Annotated in this window: 18 protein-coding genes; 2 read left to right on the forward strand and 16 right to left on the reverse strand. The window is 74.0% G+C overall.

Annotation, left to right across the window (positions count from 1 at the left end):
- Nucleotides 1–90 precede the first annotated feature (90 nt).
- From PHY01_RS08800 to PHY01_RS08855, 15 genes are all read right to left on the reverse strand, one after another.
- On the reverse strand, nt 91–1,200 hold the full coding sequence (locus PHY01_RS08800; RefSeq protein WP_141278058.1) for a YeiH family protein: 1,110 nt from the start codon (nt 1,198–1,200) through the stop codon (nt 91–93).
- Nucleotides 1,200–1,340: a hypothetical protein gene (locus tag PHY01_RS26350; RefSeq protein WP_170183720.1), complete on the reverse strand. Its 141-nt coding sequence runs from the start codon at nt 1,338–1,340 to the stop codon at nt 1,200–1,202. The genes PHY01_RS08800 and PHY01_RS26350 overlap by 1 nt, the downstream gene beginning before the upstream one ends.
- Nucleotides 1,341–1,640: 300 nt before the next feature.
- Nucleotides 1,641–2,531 (reverse strand): ABC transporter permease, encoded by an 891-nt coding sequence (locus PHY01_RS08805; protein ID WP_141278059.1) that lies wholly within the window; start codon nt 2,529–2,531, stop codon nt 1,641–1,643.
- Nucleotides 2,515–3,318 (reverse strand): ABC transporter ATP-binding protein, encoded by an 804-nt coding sequence (locus PHY01_RS08810; RefSeq protein ID WP_141278060.1) that lies wholly within the window; start codon nt 3,316–3,318, stop codon nt 2,515–2,517. The genes PHY01_RS08805 and PHY01_RS08810 overlap by 17 nt, the downstream gene beginning before the upstream one ends.
- A 32-nt stretch (nt 3,319–3,350) precedes the next feature.
- Nucleotides 3,351–4,400 carry an ABC transporter substrate-binding protein gene (locus PHY01_RS08815; protein ID WP_141278061.1) on the reverse strand — a complete coding sequence of 350 codons (1,050 nt, stop codon included), beginning with the start codon at nt 4,398–4,400 and terminating at the stop codon, nt 3,351–3,353.
- 459 nt (nt 4,401–4,859) lie between these two features.
- A complete protein-coding gene (locus tag PHY01_RS08820; RefSeq protein WP_141278242.1) occupies nt 4,860–5,762 on the reverse strand; it encodes a sulfite exporter TauE/SafE family protein in 903 nt (300 codons plus the stop codon).
- A 215-nt stretch (nt 5,763–5,977) separates the two neighbouring features.
- Nucleotides 5,978–6,757: a sirohydrochlorin chelatase gene (locus tag PHY01_RS08825; RefSeq protein WP_281283609.1), complete on the reverse strand. Its 780-nt coding sequence runs from the start codon at nt 6,755–6,757 to the stop codon at nt 5,978–5,980.
- Between the two features lie 3 nt (nt 6,758–6,760).
- The gene (locus tag PHY01_RS08830; RefSeq protein ID WP_141278062.1) at nt 6,761–8,050 is read right to left on the reverse strand and encodes a sulfate adenylyltransferase subunit 1; all 1,290 of its coding nucleotides are present in this window, start codon (nt 8,048–8,050) and stop codon (nt 6,761–6,763) included.
- Nucleotides 8,051–8,953, reverse strand: a complete 903-nt coding sequence (cysD, locus tag PHY01_RS08835; protein ID WP_246085789.1) for a sulfate adenylyltransferase subunit CysD — start codon at nt 8,951–8,953, stop codon at nt 8,051–8,053.
- Complete coding sequence (locus PHY01_RS08840; protein ID WP_141278064.1) at nt 8,950–9,690, reverse strand: phosphoadenylyl-sulfate reductase; 741 nt, start codon at nt 9,688–9,690, stop codon at nt 8,950–8,952. Before PHY01_RS08840 ends, cysD begins: the two co-directional genes overlap by 4 nt.
- On the reverse strand, nt 9,687–9,833 hold the full coding sequence (locus PHY01_RS26355) for a PDDEXK family nuclease (RefSeq protein ID WP_170183721.1): 147 nt from the start codon (nt 9,831–9,833) through the stop codon (nt 9,687–9,689). Before PHY01_RS26355 ends, PHY01_RS08840 begins: the two co-directional genes overlap by 4 nt.
- On the reverse strand, nt 9,830–11,497 hold the full coding sequence (locus PHY01_RS08845; protein WP_141278065.1) for a nitrite/sulfite reductase: 1,668 nt from the start codon (nt 11,495–11,497) through the stop codon (nt 9,830–9,832). Before PHY01_RS08845 ends, PHY01_RS26355 begins: the two co-directional genes overlap by 4 nt.
- A gap of 64 nt (nt 11,498–11,561) precedes the next feature.
- Nucleotides 11,562–11,672, reverse strand: a complete 111-nt coding sequence (locus tag PHY01_RS28195; RefSeq protein ID WP_344252838.1) for a putative leader peptide — start codon at nt 11,670–11,672, stop codon at nt 11,562–11,564.
- A 91-nt stretch (nt 11,673–11,763) separates the two neighbouring features.
- On the reverse strand, nt 11,764–12,969 hold the full coding sequence (locus PHY01_RS08850; protein WP_141278066.1) for a molybdopterin molybdotransferase MoeA: 1,206 nt from the start codon (nt 12,967–12,969) through the stop codon (nt 11,764–11,766).
- Nucleotides 12,969–15,098, reverse strand: coding sequence for a molybdopterin-containing oxidoreductase family protein (locus tag PHY01_RS08855; protein WP_141278067.1), 2,130 nt, complete (start codon nt 15,096–15,098; stop codon nt 12,969–12,971). Before PHY01_RS08855 ends, PHY01_RS08850 begins: the two co-directional genes overlap by 1 nt.
- Before the next feature lie 145 nt (nt 15,099–15,243).
- Here PHY01_RS08855 and PHY01_RS08860 point away from each other — a divergent pair, with 145 nt between their 5' ends.
- Both PHY01_RS08860 and hemW read left to right on the forward strand, forming a co-directional pair.
- Complete coding sequence (locus PHY01_RS08860) at nt 15,244–16,179, forward strand: AraC-like ligand-binding domain-containing protein (RefSeq protein ID WP_170183722.1); 936 nt, start codon at nt 15,244–15,246, stop codon at nt 16,177–16,179.
- Nucleotides 16,180–16,205: 26 nt separating this feature from the next.
- Nucleotides 16,206–17,393 carry a radical SAM family heme chaperone HemW gene (hemW, locus tag PHY01_RS08865; protein ID WP_141278069.1) on the forward strand — a complete coding sequence of 396 codons (1,188 nt, stop codon included), beginning with the start codon at nt 16,206–16,208 and terminating at the stop codon, nt 17,391–17,393.
- 26 nt (nt 17,394–17,419) lie between these two features.
- On the opposite strand, the gene PHY01_RS08870 is transcribed toward hemW, so the two are convergent.
- Nucleotides 17,420–17,986 carry an ASCH domain-containing protein gene (locus PHY01_RS08870; RefSeq protein WP_141278070.1) on the reverse strand — a complete coding sequence of 189 codons (567 nt, stop codon included), beginning with the start codon at nt 17,984–17,986 and terminating at the stop codon, nt 17,420–17,422.
- Between the last annotated feature and the right edge of the window lie 32 nt (nt 17,987–18,018).

Here is an 18,018-nt window from a genome sequence, read left to right on the forward strand (position 1 = left end):
TGGGTGTCGGACGGGCCGGTGGGCGGGCCGGTCCGACAGCGGTCACTCGCGTCGTGGCACAGGTCGCGGTCACGTCGCCGGGTCAGCACGTCAGGCCCCGGAGGAGAACCCGGAGAACAGCAGGACGGCCAGTCCCAGGCCGACCAGCAGGTTCACCGCGGTGGCGCTCGCGAACACCCCGACCGGCCGCCAACCCGCGTCCTTGAGCGGGGCGACCCGGAACTCCAGCCCGATCGAGACGAACGCCAGGATCAGGAAGATCGTCCGGAGGTCGTTCACCGTCGAGATGTAGGGCCGAGCCACGTCGGACCCGACCGCGCCGATGTAGATCGTCGCGATGATCGACGCGGCCAGGAAGCCGAGCACGAACTTCGGGAACCGCTCCCACAGCTCGCGGGCCTTCGGGCGGGCCGAGTCGGCCGTGCGCTCGACGGAGAAGGCGAAGTAGGCCGTCAGCGCGACGGCCACGACGCCGAGCAGCGCGTTCTGCGTGGTCTTGACGATCGTGGCGATCTGCAGGGCCTCCTCGCCGACGATCGCCCCGGCCGCCGACACCGCGGCGGTGGTGTCGATGTTGCCGCCGATCCAGGCGCCGGCCACCGGGTTCTCCAGCCCGAGCCAGCCGACGGCCGCGGGCAGCAGGAAGATCGAGGGCAGTGCGAAGATGATCACCATGCTGGCCGTGTAGGCCAGCTGCTCCTTCTTCGCCTGCACCGCGCCCGCGGCCGCGATGGCCGCGCTCACGCCGCAGATCGACACCGCCGACGCCAGCAGCGCGCGCAGCTTGTCGTCGAGGTCCAGGCGCCCGCCCAGCCACCACGTGAAGCCGAACACGACGCTGATCAGCACCACGGCCTGCACGATCGCCGGCCCGGCCGCGCTGACGATCACCGCGAAGTTGATCGACGCGCCGAGCAGCACCAGGCCGGTCTTGATGAAGAACTCGGTCCGGAAACCGCCCGCGAGCTTCTCGCGGACACCCAGCTGGGTCAGCACGACGTTGCCGAGCAGACCGAGCACGATCGCGTAGACGGGGTACTCGATCGCGCCCGCGACCTCCCCGAACGCGGTCCCCTCCGTCAGGTCCGGGATGTTCTGCTCCAGGTACCGGACGATCGCGCCCAGCCCCACCACGACGGCGACGCCGCCGACGGCCCAGCCGACGCCCGAGCGCCTTCCGGTCTGCTCCGTGGTGCTCATCAGGGCACCAGCCAGGCGGGGATCACGCCGGTCAGCACCAGCGCCAGGATGACCAGGCCGACGATCGTGGCCAGCCAGTCCTCGTTCAGCGCGGTCCGCCGCTGCGCGCGGACGCCGTCGTCAGGAGTCGCGTCGGTCATCGTCGATCACCTCTCCGGAGGTCGGGACGGGCCGGTCGGTCGTCGGCTCGCCGACGGTCTGCCGGCAGGCGAAGACGAGGAGAATGCGCATGAGGGGGGAACTCCGGGACGGGAGTGACGACGAGGGCGGACCCGGGCGAACCGGTGGTCAGCGACAGAGCTCGTCGAACGCGTGCAGGCGACGGGAGGGCCAGAACGGCTCCAGGTCCCGACGCGGCGTCATCACCCCATCGTGCGCGGTGGGTCCCGGCGGGACAACCAGGTGTCCGCCCGCCGGGATCCGCACGGAATGTCCGGACCTCATACCGGTGCGGCCAGGCCCCGGGTCTGCAGCACCCGGCGTTCCAGCGGTTTGAACACCAGCAGCTCGATGCCCACGCCCACGATCAGGATCAGCACGATCGCCGAGATCACCCCGGCGATGTTGTTCACGTCGCTGCCCTGCTTGAGGTACGCGCCGAGACCGACGCCGAGCTGCGGGGACGTGGCGATGATCTCCGCGGCCATCAGCGAGCGCCAGGCGAACGCCCAGCCCTGCTTGCAGCCGGCCAGGTACCCGGGCAGGGCCGCGGGCAGCAGGATCAGCCGGGCCGAGGCGAGGCGGCCCGCGCCCATCACGTCGCCGACCCGGCCCAGGATCGGCGGCACCTGGTCGATGCCGGAGACCAGACCGTTGGCGATCGAGGGCACCGAGCCCAGGAGCACGACGAAGTAGATGGTGGCGTCGGTGAGCCCGAACCACAGCACGGCGGCCGGCACCCAGGCCACCGACGGCAGGCTCTGCATGCCCGAGAGCAGCGGCCCGATCGCGGTCCGCACGAACGCGACCTTGGCCACCAGCAGCCCGAGCGGGGTGGCGATGGCGACGGCGACGAGGAAGCCGACGACCGCCCGGCCGACCGAGGTCCAGGTGATCGACCAGATCGAGCCGTCGACGACGATCTCGCCGAACTGCTCGGCCACGGTGCCCGGGGCCGGGAGCTTGAACTCCGGGAACAGCGCCGAGGCCCACAGGGCCTGCCAGGCCACGATGACCACGACGAGGGTGAGCACCGGCGGCACCGTGGCACCCAGTGCCCGGCGCCACAGCGGCGTGCGGGTGACGGTGGGGGTGTCGAGCGCGTCGAGCCCGGCGACCGCCGCGGCCGCGTCGCGGTCGACGACCCGGACGGTCTCAGGCGGCGCGGCCATGGGTCGAGATCACCTCCCGCAGGTGGTCGGTGATCTCGCCGGTGAGCGCGCGGCGGTCGGCCGTGCCGGTGAGGTCCCACTCCCGCACGACGGTGCCCGGGCGCGAGGACAGCAGCACCACGCGCTGCCCCAGCCGCACCGCCTCCCGCACGTCGTGGGTGACGAAGACGACCGCGGTCCCGGTGGCCCGCCACACCCGCTCCAGCTCGCCCTGCAGGACGTCGCGGGTGATCGCGTCGAGCGCGGCGAACGGCTCGTCCATCAGCATCAGCCGCCCGCCCTTCTCGGCGTCGCCCGAGGTGGTGTCGACCGTCGTGGCCGCCAGCGCCCGGGCCAACGCCACGCGCTGGCGCATGCCGCCGGACAGCTCGTGCGGGCGCTTGCGCGCCTGGCCGTCGAGCCGGACCAGCTCCAGCAGCTCGTTCGCGGTGCCGCGGCGGTTCGACCGGCCCACCCCGGCCAGCCGCAGCGGCAGCTCGACGTTGCGCACGGCGGTGAGCCACGGCAGCAGCGCGGGCTCCTGGAACATCACCGCCGGCCGGTCCGTCGCGACGTCCACCGTGCCGCGGGTGGGTCGGTCCAGCCCGGCGAGCAGGTTGAGCAGGGTCGTCTTGCCGCAGCCCGACGCCCCCAGCAGGCAGACGAACTCGCCCGGCTCGACCCGCAGGTCGACGCCGGTGAGCGCGGTGACGGCGCCCGCGCCGGTCCCGAAGACCTTCGCGACCCCGGTGAGCTGCGCGGCGGGCCGGGTGGGTGCTACCTGGGTGCGGTCCAGCGTGGCGGTCATCGTCGTCCTCCGGTGGTGAGATGTGCCGGGCGTCAGGATGCGGCGACGGCCGGTTGCCCCGCCGCCTCCAGCTCGGCGTTGAGCGGGCCCACGTCGATGAACCCGGTCAGGTCGGTCAGCTCGTCGGTGATGCCGGCGGTCACGCTGTCCTGCGCGAGCTGCGGGAACGTCGCGGCCAGCGGGTCGGTGGAGAAGGAGAGCTCGCCGAACGCGCGCTCGATCACCGGGTCGGTGAGCCGGTTGCCGGTGATCTCCTCGATCCCGTCGTTGACGATGGTCCGCGCGCGCACCGGGTCGGTGGTGGCGAGCTCGGTGGCGGCGATGTGCCCGCGGATCAGGGCGCGGACGGTGTCCGGGTAGGCCTGCAGGAACTCGGTGGACACCAGCAGCACGGTGGTGGGGAAGTTCCCGCCGTCCCACAGCTCCCGCTCGTCGAGCAGCACGCTCGCGCCCGCGTCGAGGACCAGCCGCGAGCTCCACGGCTCGGGCAGCCACGCGGCCTGCACCTCGCCCGCCCGGAACGCGTCGAGCGTGCGCGGGTTCTCCAGGTTGGCGATCTGCACGTCGGTGCCGACCGCCAGGCCCTGCTCGTCGAGCCACACCTTGAGCGCGATGTCCTGGGTGTTGCCCAGCTGCGGGGTGGCGATGGTGGTGCCGCGCAGCTGCTCGGGCGAGGTGATGTCCGGGCGGACGACGAGCTGCGCCCCGCCGTCGGTGGCCCCGGCGACCAGGCGCACCGCGGCGCCGTCGGACTGGGCGAACGCGTTGATCGCGGGCCCGGAGCCGATGTAGGTGGCGTCGAGCGAGCCGCCGAACAGCGCGTTGACGGCCTCGCCGCCGGCGTTGAAGTTCTGGACGGTCAGCGTGGTGTCGCCGAGCTCCTGCGTGAACAGGCCCTCCGTGTCGCCGATGATCGCGGCGGCGTGGGTGACGTTGGGGAAGTAGCCCAGCCGCAGCTCCGCGGCGGTGCCCCCGGCGGCCGGTGCGGCCGCGGTGTCGGGTGCGGGCTCGGCGCGGGAGCAGCCGGCGAGGGCGAGTGCGGCGGTCAGGGCGACGATCAGCGAACGGGTCCGGCGGGACATCGGGGTGGTCTCTCTTTCGGGTGGCGCGGCAGGCCGACGGGAGCGGCGCGCGCCGGGACGAGGGGGGTGCGGACGCGACGGGGTCCGCGAGGGGGTGGGTCAGGTACTCAGCGACAGAACTCGTCGAACGCGTGGCCGCGCCGGGACGGCCAGAAGCGTTCGAGGTCGGTGGCGAGCGGGGACGCCGGAACCGCGGACCTGTGCGTCACGCACGGCGGGGTCGGCATCACCACCCCATCGTGAGCGGTGTGCACACCCGGTACAAGGGAGGCATCCGGCATGCAGGACGCGCCCGGACCTGTCCGGTCAATAGCCGTCACGGCCGCGCGCAGACCGTTGACCTGCGACGATGACAGAGGATGCCGGCGGACCGGGTAGGCCGGGGCGCTGAACGGCCCAACGCCTCGGCACGCCGGCGTCCGGACGTGACCGAGCCCACCGTCCGGGTGACGGGAGGGGTCAGACGTGCTGCGGGACGTCGAGCGCGTCGGCGTCGGCGGCGGCCCGGCGCGTGGCGCGCAGCCGGCGCGCCGCCATGACCACCAGCGCCACCGACGCCACCGCGACCACGACGTGCGCCACGGGCACGGCCACCCCGTCGACCCCGGCGGAGCCCAGCACGATGCGCAGGTTGGACAGCACGATCAGCCCGCCCACCGCGACGCCGAGCACGGTGGCGGGCAGGCGGGTGACCAGCCACGCCGCGACCGGGGCCGCGAGGACGCCGCCGACGAGCAGCCCGGCGACGGCGAGCCAGTCGATCCCGGCGTGGCCCAGCCCGATGACGAACCCGGCCGAGGCCGCGACTGTCACCAGGAACTCCGAGGCGCTGACCGAGCCAATGACGGTGCGCGGCGCGGTGCGCCCTGCGGTGAGCAGCGTGGACGTGGCGACCGGGCCCCACCCGCCGCCACCGGTGGCGTCGACGAACCCGCCGACGAGCCCGACCGGGACCAGGAAGCGCCGGCCGTGCGGCGAGACGCGGGCCACGGACTCGCGCGGCGGCCGGACCGAGTACTTGACCAGGATGAACACGCCGATCCCGATCAGCAGCGCGGCCATCAGCGGCGCGGAGGCCTCGGTGGACAGCCACGACAGCAGCAGCGCCCCGACCAGCGCCCCGAACGCACCGGGCACGCCCAGGCGCAGGACGAGCTTCGGGTCGATGTTGTCGAAGCGCCAGTGCGCGTAACCCGACGCCAGCGCCGTGCCGATCTTCGCGAAGTGCACCGACGCGCTGGCCGCGGCGGGGGTGAGCCCGGCGAGCAGCAGCAGCGTGGTCGAGGTGACCCCGTAGCCCATGCCGAGGGCGCCGTCGACGAGCTGGGCGCCGAAACCGGCGAGGGCGAGCAGGACGAGCATGGTCACGACGGGACTCCAGGGGCGAGCGCGGGCCCGGGCGGCGACCGGCCGGGCGACGGGATCAGCGGGGGAGAACGGTCAGCGACAGAACTCGTCGTAGGCGTGGCCGCGGCGCGAGGGCCAGAACTCCTCGAGATCGGGGCGCAGGCCACCGGTCGCGTCGACCGGACGCGCGATCTCGTACCCGGCCGTCGTCACGCCCCCATCGTCCGGACTCATCCGGTGGACGACAACCGGACGTCCGCAGATCGGGAAACCGCGCAAATGTCCGTACCGGCGACCGCGTCGTAGCGGGCCAGGACGGTGGCGGCCACCCCGGTGTCCGCGCCCAGCGGTGCGGCGACCACCGCGCCCGCGGCGCGGGCGTCACGGGCGATCCGGTCCGGCAGCAGGCCCGGCGCGAGGATCCACGGCGCCACCGCGACCCGGCGCGCGCCGGCCGCTCGCAGGGTGGCGACGGCCTCGGGCACGGTGGGCCCGGCCGCGGTGGCGAACGCGGCGCACGCCCCCGCCCAGCCGGACCGGGCGGCCCAGCCCGCGGCGATCCGCTGCACGGCCGCGTTGGCGGGCGCGTGCGACGAGCCGATCGCGGCCACCACGACGCCGAGGCCGGGGTCGTCGAGCGGGCCGGCGACGGCGGCCAGGCGGCGCAGCGCCGCGTCCTCCAGCCGGGGATGGCCGCCCAGCACCGCGGCGGTGCGGATGGCGAGGCCGGGATGGCGTTGGGCGGCCTGAACGACGGCGCCCGGGACGTCGACGCGGGCGTGGAAGGCGTGGCCGAGCAGCAGCGGCACCACGACGGCGCGGTCGTGCGTGGCGTCGACGGCGGCCAGGACGTCGGGCAGCCGCGGGGCGGACAGGTCCAGGAAGGCCACCCGCACGTCGAGGCCGGGACGCAGCCGGCGCACGAGGTCCATCAGCGCCGTCACGGTCGCCGCGGACCGCGGGTCCCGGCTCCCGTGGGCGACGGCGACGAGTGCGGGGCCCGCGGACACCGGTCAGCCGGCCAGCGTGAGCGGCGTGCCGACCAGGCCCGCCGCCAGGGTGTTGCCGGTGGGCGGGTCGATGAGCAGGAAGCTGCCGGTGGCGCGGATGTCGGCGTAGTCGTCGACCGGCAGCGGGTCGGCGGTGCGCAGCGACACCCGGGCGATGTCGTTGATCGCCAGCTGCTCGGGGGCGTCGGCCCAGGACACCGTGTCGGTGTCGAGCCGGTCGCCCAGCACCCCGACGATCACCTGCGTGGTGCGCGCCCCGTGCTTGAGCAGCAGCCGCGCCCCGGGGCGCAGCGCCTTGTCCGAGAGCCAGCACAGCGTGGCGTCCAGCTCGTTCGTGACGCGCGGCGGCGTGCCCGCCGCGGCCAGGACGTCGCCGCGGGCGATGTCGATGTCGTCGGCCAGCCGGATCGTGACGCTGCGCCCGGCGCCCGCCTGCTCCAGCGGGCCGTCGGCGGTGTCGACGCCGGTGACCGTGGTGCGGGTGCCGCCGGGCAGGACGACGACCTCGTCGCCGGGGCGCACGGTGCCCGAGGCGACCTGGCCCGCGTAGCCGCGGTAGTCGCTCGCGTGCTCGCGGATGACGTACTGCACCGGCATCCGGAACGGCGCGTCCGCCTCCGGCGGGGTGACCGGCACCGACTCCAGGTGCCCGAGCAGCGTCGGCCCGTCGTACCAGGGGGTGTGCGCGGAGCGCTCGACGACGTTGTCGCCGACGAGGGCGGAGACCGGGATCGTCACGACGGACTCGAAGCCCAGCGAACGGGCGAGCTCGGCGAAGTCCTTGCCGATCGCGGTGAGCACGGCCTCGTCGTAGCCCACGAGGTCGATCTTGTTGATGCACAGCACCAGCCGCGGCACGCGCAGCAGCGCGAGCACCGCCGCGTGCCGGCGGGTCTGCTCGACCACCCCGTGCCGGGCGTCGACCAGCAGCACGGCCAGCTCGGCGGTGGACGCGCCGGTGACGGTGTTGCGCGTGTACTGCACGTGGCCGGGGGTGTCGGCCAGCACGAACTCGCGCGTGGGCGTGGAGAAGTAGCGGTAGGCCACGTCGATGGTGATGCCCTGCTCGCGCTCGGCGCGCAGGCCGTCGACCAGCAGCGACAGGTCGGGCGTGGCCAGGCCCCGGTCGACCGAGGCGCGCTGCACGGCCTCGATCTGGTCGGCCAGCACCGACTTGGTGTCGTAGAGCAGGCGCCCGACGAGGGTGGACTTGCCGTCGTCGACGGAGCCCGCCGTGGCGAACCGCAGCAGCGCGACCTGCTTGCAGGGTCGCGCCGTCGATTGAGTCTTCACTTAGAAATACCCCTCGCGCTTGCGGTCTTCCATGGCGGCCTCGGAGAGGCGGTCGTCGGCGCGGGTGGCCCCGCGCTCGGTGAGTCGCGACGCCGTGACCTCGGCGATGATCTCGTCGAGCGTGGTGGCGGTGGACTCGACGGCGCCGGTGCACGAGCCGTCGCCGACGGTGCGGTAGCGGACCGTCCGCTCCTCGAGCACCTCCGTGCCGCGGGGGCCGCCCCACGGCCCCTCGGCCAGCCACATCCCGTCGCGGCGGAACACCTCGCGCCGGTGGGAGTAGTAGATCGACGGCAGCTCGATGCGCTCGCGCTGGATGTAGCGCCAGACGTCGAGCTCGGTCCAGTTGGAGATCGGGAACACCCGGACGTGCTCGCCGGGGGCGTGCCGGCCGTTGTAGAGGTTCCACAGCTCCGGGCGCTGGCTGCGGGGGTCCCAGCGGCCGAAGCCGTCGCGCAGGGACATGATCCGTTCCTTGGCCCGGGCTCGTTCCTCGTCACGGCGGCCGCCGCCGAAGACCGCGTCGTGGCGCTTCTCGACGATCGTGTCGAGCAGCGGCACGGTCTGCAGCGGGTTGCGGGTGCCGTCGGGGCGCTCGGTGAGGCGGCCGTCGTCGATCCAGTCCTGGACGTGCGCCACCTCCAGCCGCAGCCCCTTCTCGGCGACGATCCGGTCGCGGAACTCGATGACCTCGGCGTAGTTGTGCCCGGTGTCGACGTGCAGCAGCGGGAACGGCACCGGCGCGGGCGCGAAGGCCTTGACCGCCAGGTGTACCAGCAGCGTGGAGTCCTTGCCGCCGGAGAACAGGATCACCGGGCGGTCGAACTCGCCCGCGACCTCGCGGAAGATGTGGATCGCCTCGGACTCGAGGGCGTCCAGGGCGTCCAGCACGGGGGTCGTCATGACGGGTGCAGCCCACATTCGATCTTGGCGGTGCCGGCCCAGCGGCCGGACCGGGGGTCGGCGCCGGGGGCCGGCTTGGCGGTGCACGGGGCGCAGCCGATGGACGGGTAACCCTCGGCGACCAGCGGGTTGACCAGGATCCCGTGCTCGGCGATGTAGGCGTCCATGTCCGCGTCGCTCCACGGCGCGATCGGGTTGATCTTGACGAGCCCGAACTTCTCGTCGAACTGGATCAGCGGCGTGTTCGCCCGGGTGGGGGCCTCGACGCGGCGCACCCCGGTGACCCAGGCGTCGTAGTCGGCGAGCGTCTCCTGCAGCGGCTCGACCTTGCGCATCCCGCAGCAGGCGCCCGGGTCGCGGGCGAACAGGTCCTTGCCGAACTCGAGGTCCTGCTGGGCGACGGTCCGGCGCGCCCGCGCGTCGACGATCCGCACGTCGTAGACGTGCTCGACGGCGTCGCGGGTGCCGATGGTCTCGGCGAAGTGGTAGCCGGTCTCCAGGAACAAGACATCGAGGACGCCGGGGCCCTCGGGCTGCTTGCAGGCCCGAGCATCGGACACCGCCTTCGCGGCCAGGTCGACCAGCACGGCGTCCTGCATGTTGGAGGCGACGATCAGCCTGTCGCCGAAGGTCTGCGCCGCCCAGGCCAGCAGCTGTGGCGCCGTGGCGTCCGGACCCAGCTCGGCGGCGCCGCGCTCGGCGACGCCCCGCAGGTCGGTCTCCGTCGCGATGCTCATGAGGGCACTCCGATCCCGATCATCTTCAGCGTGAACGTGCGCAGGCAGGAACCGCAGTACCAGGCCCCGTGCGCGGCCTCCGCGGGCCGCAGGTCCTCGTCGCCGCAGTACGGGCAGTAGAACGGGACCGCCCGCTCGCTCATTTCAGGTCGTCTTCGTCCGCGCGCAGCACCCACTGCGCGAAGCGCTCGTCGCCCTCGCGCTGCGCGGCGAAGCGGCGCACCACCCGGTCGACGTAGTCGCCCAGCTCGGCGCTGGTGACCTTGAGCCCGCGCAGCTTGCGGCCGAACCCGGAGTCGAGCCCCAGCCCGCCGCCCAGGTGCACCTGGAATCCCTCGACCTGGTTGCCGTCGGTGTCGGTGACGATCTGGCCCTTGAGCCCGATGTCGGCCACCTGGGTGCGGGCGCACGAGTTGGGGCACCCGTTGAGGTGGATGGAGATCGGGTGCTCGGGCACGACGTCGGACAGGCGCTTCTCCAGCTCCTCGACCAGCCGGATCGCCCGCTCCTTGGTCTCCACGATCGCGAGCTTGCAGAACTCGATGCCGGTGCAGGCCATCGTCGCGCGCCGCCACGGCGACGGGTCGGCCTGCAGGCCCAGGGTGTTGAGCCGGGCGACCAGGGCGTCGACGCGGTCGTCGGCGACGTCGAGCACCACGATCTTCTGCTGGGCGGTGAGCCGGACCCGGCCCGAGCCGGCCTTCTCGACGGCGTCGGCCAGCGCCACGAGCGTGGTGCCCGAGACGCGGCCGGAGGCGGGGGCGACCCCGACGTAGTTGCGGCCGTCGACCTGCCTGTGCACGCCCACGTGGTCGATCGGGCGCTCCGGGGTGGCGGGCGCGGGGCCGTCGATCAGGCTGCGGCCCAGGTACTCGTCCTCCAGGACGCGGCGGAACTCCGCGGCACCCCAGTCGGCGACCAGGAACTTGATGCGGGCGCGGTGGCGCAGGCGCCGGTAGCCGTAGTCGCGGAAGACCGAGATGATCCCGGCCCACACGTCGGGCACCTCGTCGAGCGGCACCCACGCGCCGAGGCGCTGCGCGATCTTCGGGTTGGTCGAGAGCCCGCCGCCGACCCACACGTCGAAGCCGGGGCCGTGCTCGGGGTGCACCGAGCCGATGAACGACACGTCGTTGATCTCGTGGGCGACGTCCTGCTGCCACGAGATCGCCGACTTGAACTTGCGGGGCAGGTTGGAGAACTTCGGGTCCCCGACGTACCGGTCGACGATCGCGTCGATGGCCGGGGTGGGGTCGAGGACCTCGTCGGCGGAGACCCCGGCGACCGGGGAGCCGAGCACGACGCGCGGGGTGTCGCCGCAGGCCTCGGTGGTGAGCATGCCCAGACCCTCGAGCTTCGCCCAGATCGCCGGCATGTCGACGATGTCGATCCAGTGGTACTGGATGTTCTGCCGGTCGGTGACGTCGGCGGTGTCGCGGGCGTAGGTCTGGCTGATCCCACCCAGCGCGCGCAGCTGCTCGGTGGTGAGCGCGCCGCCGTCGAGCCGGACGCGGAGCATGAAGTAGGAGTCGTCGAGCTCCTCGGGCTCCAGCGCGGCGGTGCGCCCGCCGTCGATCCCGGGGCGGCGCTGGGTGTAGAGGCCCCACCAGCGCATCCGCCCGCGCAGGTCGGCCGGGTCGATCGAGTCGAACCCGCGCTTGCTGTAGACGTTCTCGATGCGCGCCCGGACGTTGAGCCCGTCGTCGTCCTTCTTGGTGCGCTCGTTGGGGTTGAGCGGCTCGCGATGGCCCAGCTTCCACTGGCCCTCTCCGCGCTTGCGCTTGACTGCAGGGGTCGAGGGGGGCAAAGCGGTGCCTCCGATGGCGGTGGTGCGCCGAGAGTCGGTTCGGGATGGACGCGGAGAGATCGCGTCAGAGACAGATCGCGCTGCTGACCCGGCTGAGATCGACGTGCCGCCGGGCGACGAGGCGCAGGCCCAACGCGGCGACCCCGGGGGACGGGGCGGGCATCGGCACGGTCACGGTGACCAGAGTGCCACCTGTCCGGTCCACGATCCATCCGCGCCCGCATGCTGGGAGACGATTCACACGGGTTCTCCCGGGGCGGACCGCCTCACCCCGCCGCGCGACGCTCCGCGGCGACCCCGGGACCGCCCCACCCGGGGGCGTCGACGAGCAGCACCGGCACCGTCTCCCCGGCCGCGTGGCCGCCCGACGAGGGGCCGAGCCGCAGCACGCCGTCGGCGCGGGCCAGTGCGGCGTGCGCCCCCGCCCCGCGGGGCAGCGGGCGGGCCGTCCCGTCCCCGGGCAGGGTGACCAGCAGGTACTCCTCGACCCCCGCACGTCCGGACACCGCTTCGGTGAGCCGCGCCTGTACGGAGAGCGGCGGCACCGTGGCCCGACCCTGCAGGTCGGCCAGCAGCGGCACGACGAACAGCTCCAGCGCCACCGCCGCCGACACCGGGTAGCCGGGCACCCCCACCACCGGGACCGGCGGCGGGCCGGACAGCGCGCCGAGCAGCACCGGGTGCCCGGGCCGCACCGCCACGCCCTGCACCACCACGGTGCCCAGCCCGCGCAGCACGGACGCGGTGTGGTCGTCGCGGCCCGCGCTCGACCCGGCCAGCACCAGCACGAGATCGGCGTCGACGGCGGCCGCGCGCACCGTCGCGGCGATCACGGCCGGGTCGTCGGGCCGGATCGGGGTGACGTGCACGGTGGCGCCGAGCCCGCGCAGCGTCGCACCGAGGAACAGGGAGTTGGTGTCGAGCAGCTCGCCGGGGGCGAGGTCGGTGCCCAGAGGGCGCACCTCGTCGCCGGTGGGGACGATCGCGACGCGCGGGCGGCGCCGCACGTCGAGGGTGCGGTGCCCGCCCGCCGCGGCGACGGCCAGGTCGGCGGGCCGCAGCACCCGCCCCGCGGCCACCAGCTCCTCCCCGCACCGCACCGACTCCCCGACCGGCCGGACGTGCTGCCCGGGCCGGGCGGGGTCGCGCAGCCGCACCGACCCGTCGGGGCGGTGGCGCAGGTGCTCGCGCATGACGACGGCGTCGCGCCCGGCCGGCAGCGGGTCGCCGGTGTCGACGACGTCGTAGGCGCCCGCGGCGAGCACCGTCGACGGCCCGGCGAGCACCGCGATGCCGTCCATCGCGGCGGACGGCACGGCCGGCACCGACACCCGCGCCCGCACCGGCGCGGCCAGGACCCGTCCCGCCGCGTCCGGCAGCGGGACGGTCTCCGCCCCGAGGACGTCCACGGTCAGCGCCGCCCGCCAGAGCGCGGTGGCCGCGCCCACCGAGAACGGGGCGTGGCCCCCCATCAGACGACCTCGACCTCGACGCGGGTGTCGGAGAACGTCGGCGCGTTGCCCAGGTCGGCGAACCGGAACGGGTTGACGGCGTTGACCGTCGAGTCGTCCTTCGCGTTCTTGCGCCAGGTCCCCATCGGCGACATCGCCACGCCCGGCGCGATGTCCTCGCTGACCTCCGCGAGCGCGACGAACTGGCCGCGGTCGTTGAACACCCGCACGTACTGCCCGCTGGTGATGCCCCGCTCCTGGGCGTCCTGCGGGTGCAGGACCACCTTCTGCTCGCCCTGCACGCGCTTCTGCTTGTCCTGGTCGCCCGCGCTGGAGTTGACGTAGGCGTGCGACTTCGGCGAGATCAGGTTGAGCCGGTAGCCGGTGTCGGCGGTCTCCCGCGGCGGGATGTAGTGCGGCAGCGGGTCGACCGGCTGACCGGGCTGGTGGTCGTTGGAGAGCTGCCGGAACAGCGGCACGACGAAGTTGTTCTCGATCGAGGACCGGAACTCGGTCTTCCCCGACGGCGTCGGGAAGTTCCCCTCGGCGTGCGGGGCGTACTCGTCGGGGGAGGGCAGGTTCAGCCGCGCCCAGCCGGTCTCGCGCAGCGACTCCAGCGTGATGCCCGCCATCTGCGGGGCCGACCAGTCGTAGGACTCGGCGAGGATCTCCTCGTCGGTGCGGTGCAGGCACGGGTCGGTGAAGCCCATCGCCGTCGAGAGCCTGCGGAACAGCTCGGTGTTGGAGACGGCCTCGCCCTCCGGCGCGACCGCCGGGGTGTTGAGCGTGATGTAGAAGTGGCCCCAGCTGAACATGATGTCGTGCTGCTCGAGCTGGGTGGTCGCGGGCAGCACGATGTCGGCGTAGCGCGCGGTGTCGGTCAGCACGTGGTCGCTGACCACGGTGAACAGGTCCTCCCGCGCCAGCCCGGCGGCCATCTTGTCCTGCTCGGGGCAGACGACGAGCGGGTTGGAGTTGTAGACCATCAGCGCGTTGACCGGCGGGTCGAGCTCCATCTCGCCGGTGAGCGCGCGGCCGAGCAGGTACTGGTTGACGACCCGCGTGCCCGTCTTCTGCAGCTCGGGGTGGATCAGCGCGCCCCAGTTCACCGGGTGCGCCCACAGCGGCAGCTGCAGCAGCCCGCCGCCGACCTCGCGCCACGCGCCGACGAGCGCGGGCAGGCAGGAGATCGCGCGGACGGTCTGGCCGCCGCCCGCGTGCCGCTCGATCGCGACGCCGATCCGGATCATCGACGGCGACGACGTCGCGTACTCCCGCGCCAGGGTGCGGATGTCCTCGGCCGGGATGCCGGTCTGCTCCGCCGCCCACTCGGGGGTGCGGTCCCGCACCCGCTCGACGAGCTCGTCGTAGCCGACGGTGTGGTCGCGGACGTAGGCCTCGTCCGTCAGCCCCTCGGTGATGATCACGTGCATCATCGCCAGCGCGAGCGCACCGTCGGTGCCGGGCCGGATCGGGATGTGCCAGTCGGCGGCCTTGGCGGTGCGGTGGCGCATCGGGTCGATCACCACGACCTTCGCGCCGCGCTTCTGCGCCTCGGCGACGAACGGCCACAGGTGCAGGTTCGTGGAGATCATGTTGCAGGCCCAGATGATGATGTAGCGGGAGTGCACGAGGCTCTCCGGGGCGACGCCCGCGGTGGCGCCGATCGTCATCGAGTAGGCGGTGCAGGAGCCGGAGTCGCAGTAGGTGCGCTCGGTGACCGTCGCGCCGAGGCGGTGGAAGAACGGGTCGCCGACCGACAGGCCGTTGAGGATCCCCTGGGTGCCCAGGTAGCTCACCGGCATGATCGACTCGGGGCCGTGGGAGTCGATCGTCGCGCGGAAGCGGTCGGCGATCTCGGTGAGCGCCTCGTCCCAGGTGATCCGCTCGAACCGGCCGCTGCCCTTGGGGCCGGTGCGGCGCAGCGGGTGCAGCACCCGGTCGGGGCTGTAGGTCTTCTCCGGGTAGTTGTTGACCTTGACGCAGAGCCCGCCGCGGGTGAACGGGTGGTCGGGGTCGCCGCGGACCTCCACGGCCTTCCCGTCGGCCACGGTCACCAGCATCGCGCAGGTGTCCGGGCAGTCGTGCGGGCAGGCGGCGCGCACGGTGGTGGTGACGTCGGTGAGGGGGATGTCCTCGATCGCGGTCATCACAGCATCCTGCGACGTCCCGGGCGCCCCGGTTTGGCGCTGCGTGACGAACGTGTTGTCGGTGCGTGACACATCGACGCGGCCGTTGACCCCGGTCCGATGGCCTCCCTACTGTCGGACGTCATCCCGAACAGCTGAGGTGCACATGGGCTCACCACCCACGACCACCGACCGCCTGGACGTGTGGCGCGACCTGATCCGCGACCACTTCGTCGCCCTCGACATCGACGCCGACCGGCGGGACCGGTTCCGGGGCTCGGTCCGGTGCACCGAGCTGGGGCACCTGCGCGTCGCGTCCGTCGTCTCCGGGCCGCAGGGCTTCCGGCGCACCCCGGGTCTGGTCCGTCGGCTCCCCGACGACTACCTGCAGGTCGGTCTGGTCGCCTCGGGTGCGGCCCGGGTCGTCCAGGACGGCCGCGACGCCGTGCTGGGGCCCGGTGACTTCGCCGTGTACGAGACCGACCGGCCGTTCCACTGGGGGATGACCGACGACTGGGAGCTGCTGGTGTTCACCTGGCCGCGGGCCAGCATCGCCCTGGACGACACGGCGTCCCGGCAGCTGACGGCCCGCGCGCTGACCGGGCGCGACGGACTCGGTGCGATCGTCGGACGGATGCTGCGCGTCCTGGTCGCGGCCCCGCCCGAACTCTCCGCGGCCGGTGCGGTCCGGCTGGCCGACGAGGTGGCCGAGCTCGTCACCACCGTCGCGGGGGAGCAGGTGCGCCCGCCCGCGCCCACCCGCGCCGCCGACGACCTGCTCCGCCGGATCGACGCCCACATCGCCGAGCACCTCGCCGACCCCGACCTGGGTCCCACCGGCATCGCCGCGGCCCACTTCGTCTCCACCCGGCACCTGCACCGGCTCTTCGCGCACCGGGGCGGCACCGTCGCCCAGCAGATCCAGCGGATGCGCCTGGAGCGCTGCCGCCGCGAGCTGCGCGACCCGCGCAGCACCCGCTCGATCACCGAGGTCTCCCGGCACTGGGGCTTCACCGACCTGGCCGCGTTCAGCCGCGCGTTCCGCACCGCCTACGGCATGTCGCCCAGCGCGTGGCGGGCGCAGGGACGTGACTCGCCCTAGACCCCGCCCGCCCCCCGGCGAACTCCATGCGGCACCCGAGCCGCGTCCCCGGGCTGGCAGACTGGGATGTCGTGCCGCCTCCGTTCGGGATCTACGTCCACGTGCCGTTCTGTGCGGCGCGCTGCGGCTACTGCGACTTCAACACCTACACCGCCTCCGAGCTCGACGGCAGCGGCGCGTCCCCGGACGGCTGGCTCGACGCCGTGCGCCGCGAGCTGGACATCGCCGCGGCGGTCGTGGGGGAGCGGGCCGTCGACACCGTGTTCGTCGGCGGCGGCACCCCGTCGCTGCTGGGGGCCGCGCGGCTCGGCGAGGTGCTGGGCGCGGTCCGGTCGACGTTCGGGCTGGCGCCGGGCGCCGAGGTCACCACCGAGTCCAACCCGGAGTCGACGTCGCCGGAGTTCTTCACGGGACTGGTCGAGGCCGGGTTCACCCGGGTGTCGCTGGGCATGCAGTCCGCGGCGCCGCACGTCCTGCGCGTGCTCGACCGCAGGCACACCCCCGGCCGCGCCGTCGAGGCCGCGCGGGAGGCGCGCGCGGCCGGGCTCGGGCACGTCAACCTGGACCTGATCTACGCCACCCCCGGCGAGACCGAGGACGACCTGGCGGCCTCCCTGGACGCCGTGCTCGACGCCGGGGTCGACCACGTGTCGGCCTACGCGCTGATCGTCGAGAACGGCACCGCGCTGGCCCGCCGCGTGGCCCGCGGCGAGCTCCCCGCCCCCGACGACGACGTCGCGGCCGCCCGCTACGAGCTGATCGACGACCGGCTCTCCGCCGCCGGCCTGGGCTGGTACGAGGTCTCGAACTGGGCCGCGGACGACGCCGCCCGCTGCCGGCACAACCTCGGCTACTGGCTCGACGGCGACTGGTGGGGCCTGGGGCCCGGCGCGCACTCCCACCTGGCGGGGGCCCGCTGGTGGAACGTCAAGCACCCCGCGCGCTACGCCACGGCGGTGGCCGCGGGGTCCGCGGAGGCCGGTCGTGAGGAGCTGACCGCCGCCGAGCGGCACACCGAGCGGGTGATGCTGCGGCTGCGGCTGCGCTCCGGTCTGCCGCTGGACCTGCTCGACGACGCGGGCTGCGCGGCCGCGGCGCGGGCTACGGCCGACGGGCTGCTCGACGTCGACGGGGGCGTGGCCGTGCTCACCCGCCGCGGCAGGCTGCTGGCCGACGGCGTGGCGCACGCGCTGCTGGCCGCGGCGCCGGTGTGAGCGGCGGGCGGTTCGGCTGAACCGCCCTACCCCGGTGGGTGCAGGTACGCACGGCCTCGCGGCGAGAGGCGGTAGCCGACCTCCAGGCTCTCGGTCAGCCCCAGCTCCTTGAGCTTGCGGACGTCGCGCTTGAACGGGGCGGTCTCGCGGCCCAGCCGCGCGGCGAGGTCCGGGGCCCGGACGCCGGGGTGCTCCGCGATCAGGGCGAGCACGGCGGCGGTCCACGGCGTGCGCCGGTCCATCCGGGCCAGCCGGGCGGTGAGCGCCGCGCGGTCGTCCGCGGACAGGTCGGCGGACTCGCGCAGTGCGATGCGCGGGTCGGGCCCGGCCGGGCGCAGCGTGACGCGGTAGAGCGTGCCCTCGCGGCGGGCGTTCTCGGCCCGGAGCGCGGCCAGCGTCGCGTAACCGGCGCTGCGGGCGTCGGCGGCGGTGAGCCGGCTCGCCGCCACCGGCTCGACCGAGACGATCTCCAGCACCCCCACGGCGGTGCGCAGCATCGTGCCCGGCCGCACCCGCGGGGCGGACCACCGGCGGAACGCGCACGTGACGGTGCCCGCCGCGATGGCGTCGAGCACCGGTCTGCGGATCAGCACGCCGGCCATCCTGCCCCGTAGAATGGGGCGAT

This window comes from Pseudonocardia hydrocarbonoxydans (genome assembly GCF_006539565.1).
In the GTDB taxonomy this organism is placed as follows: domain Bacteria; phylum Actinomycetota; class Actinomycetes; order Mycobacteriales; family Pseudonocardiaceae; genus Pseudonocardia; species Pseudonocardia hydrocarbonoxydans.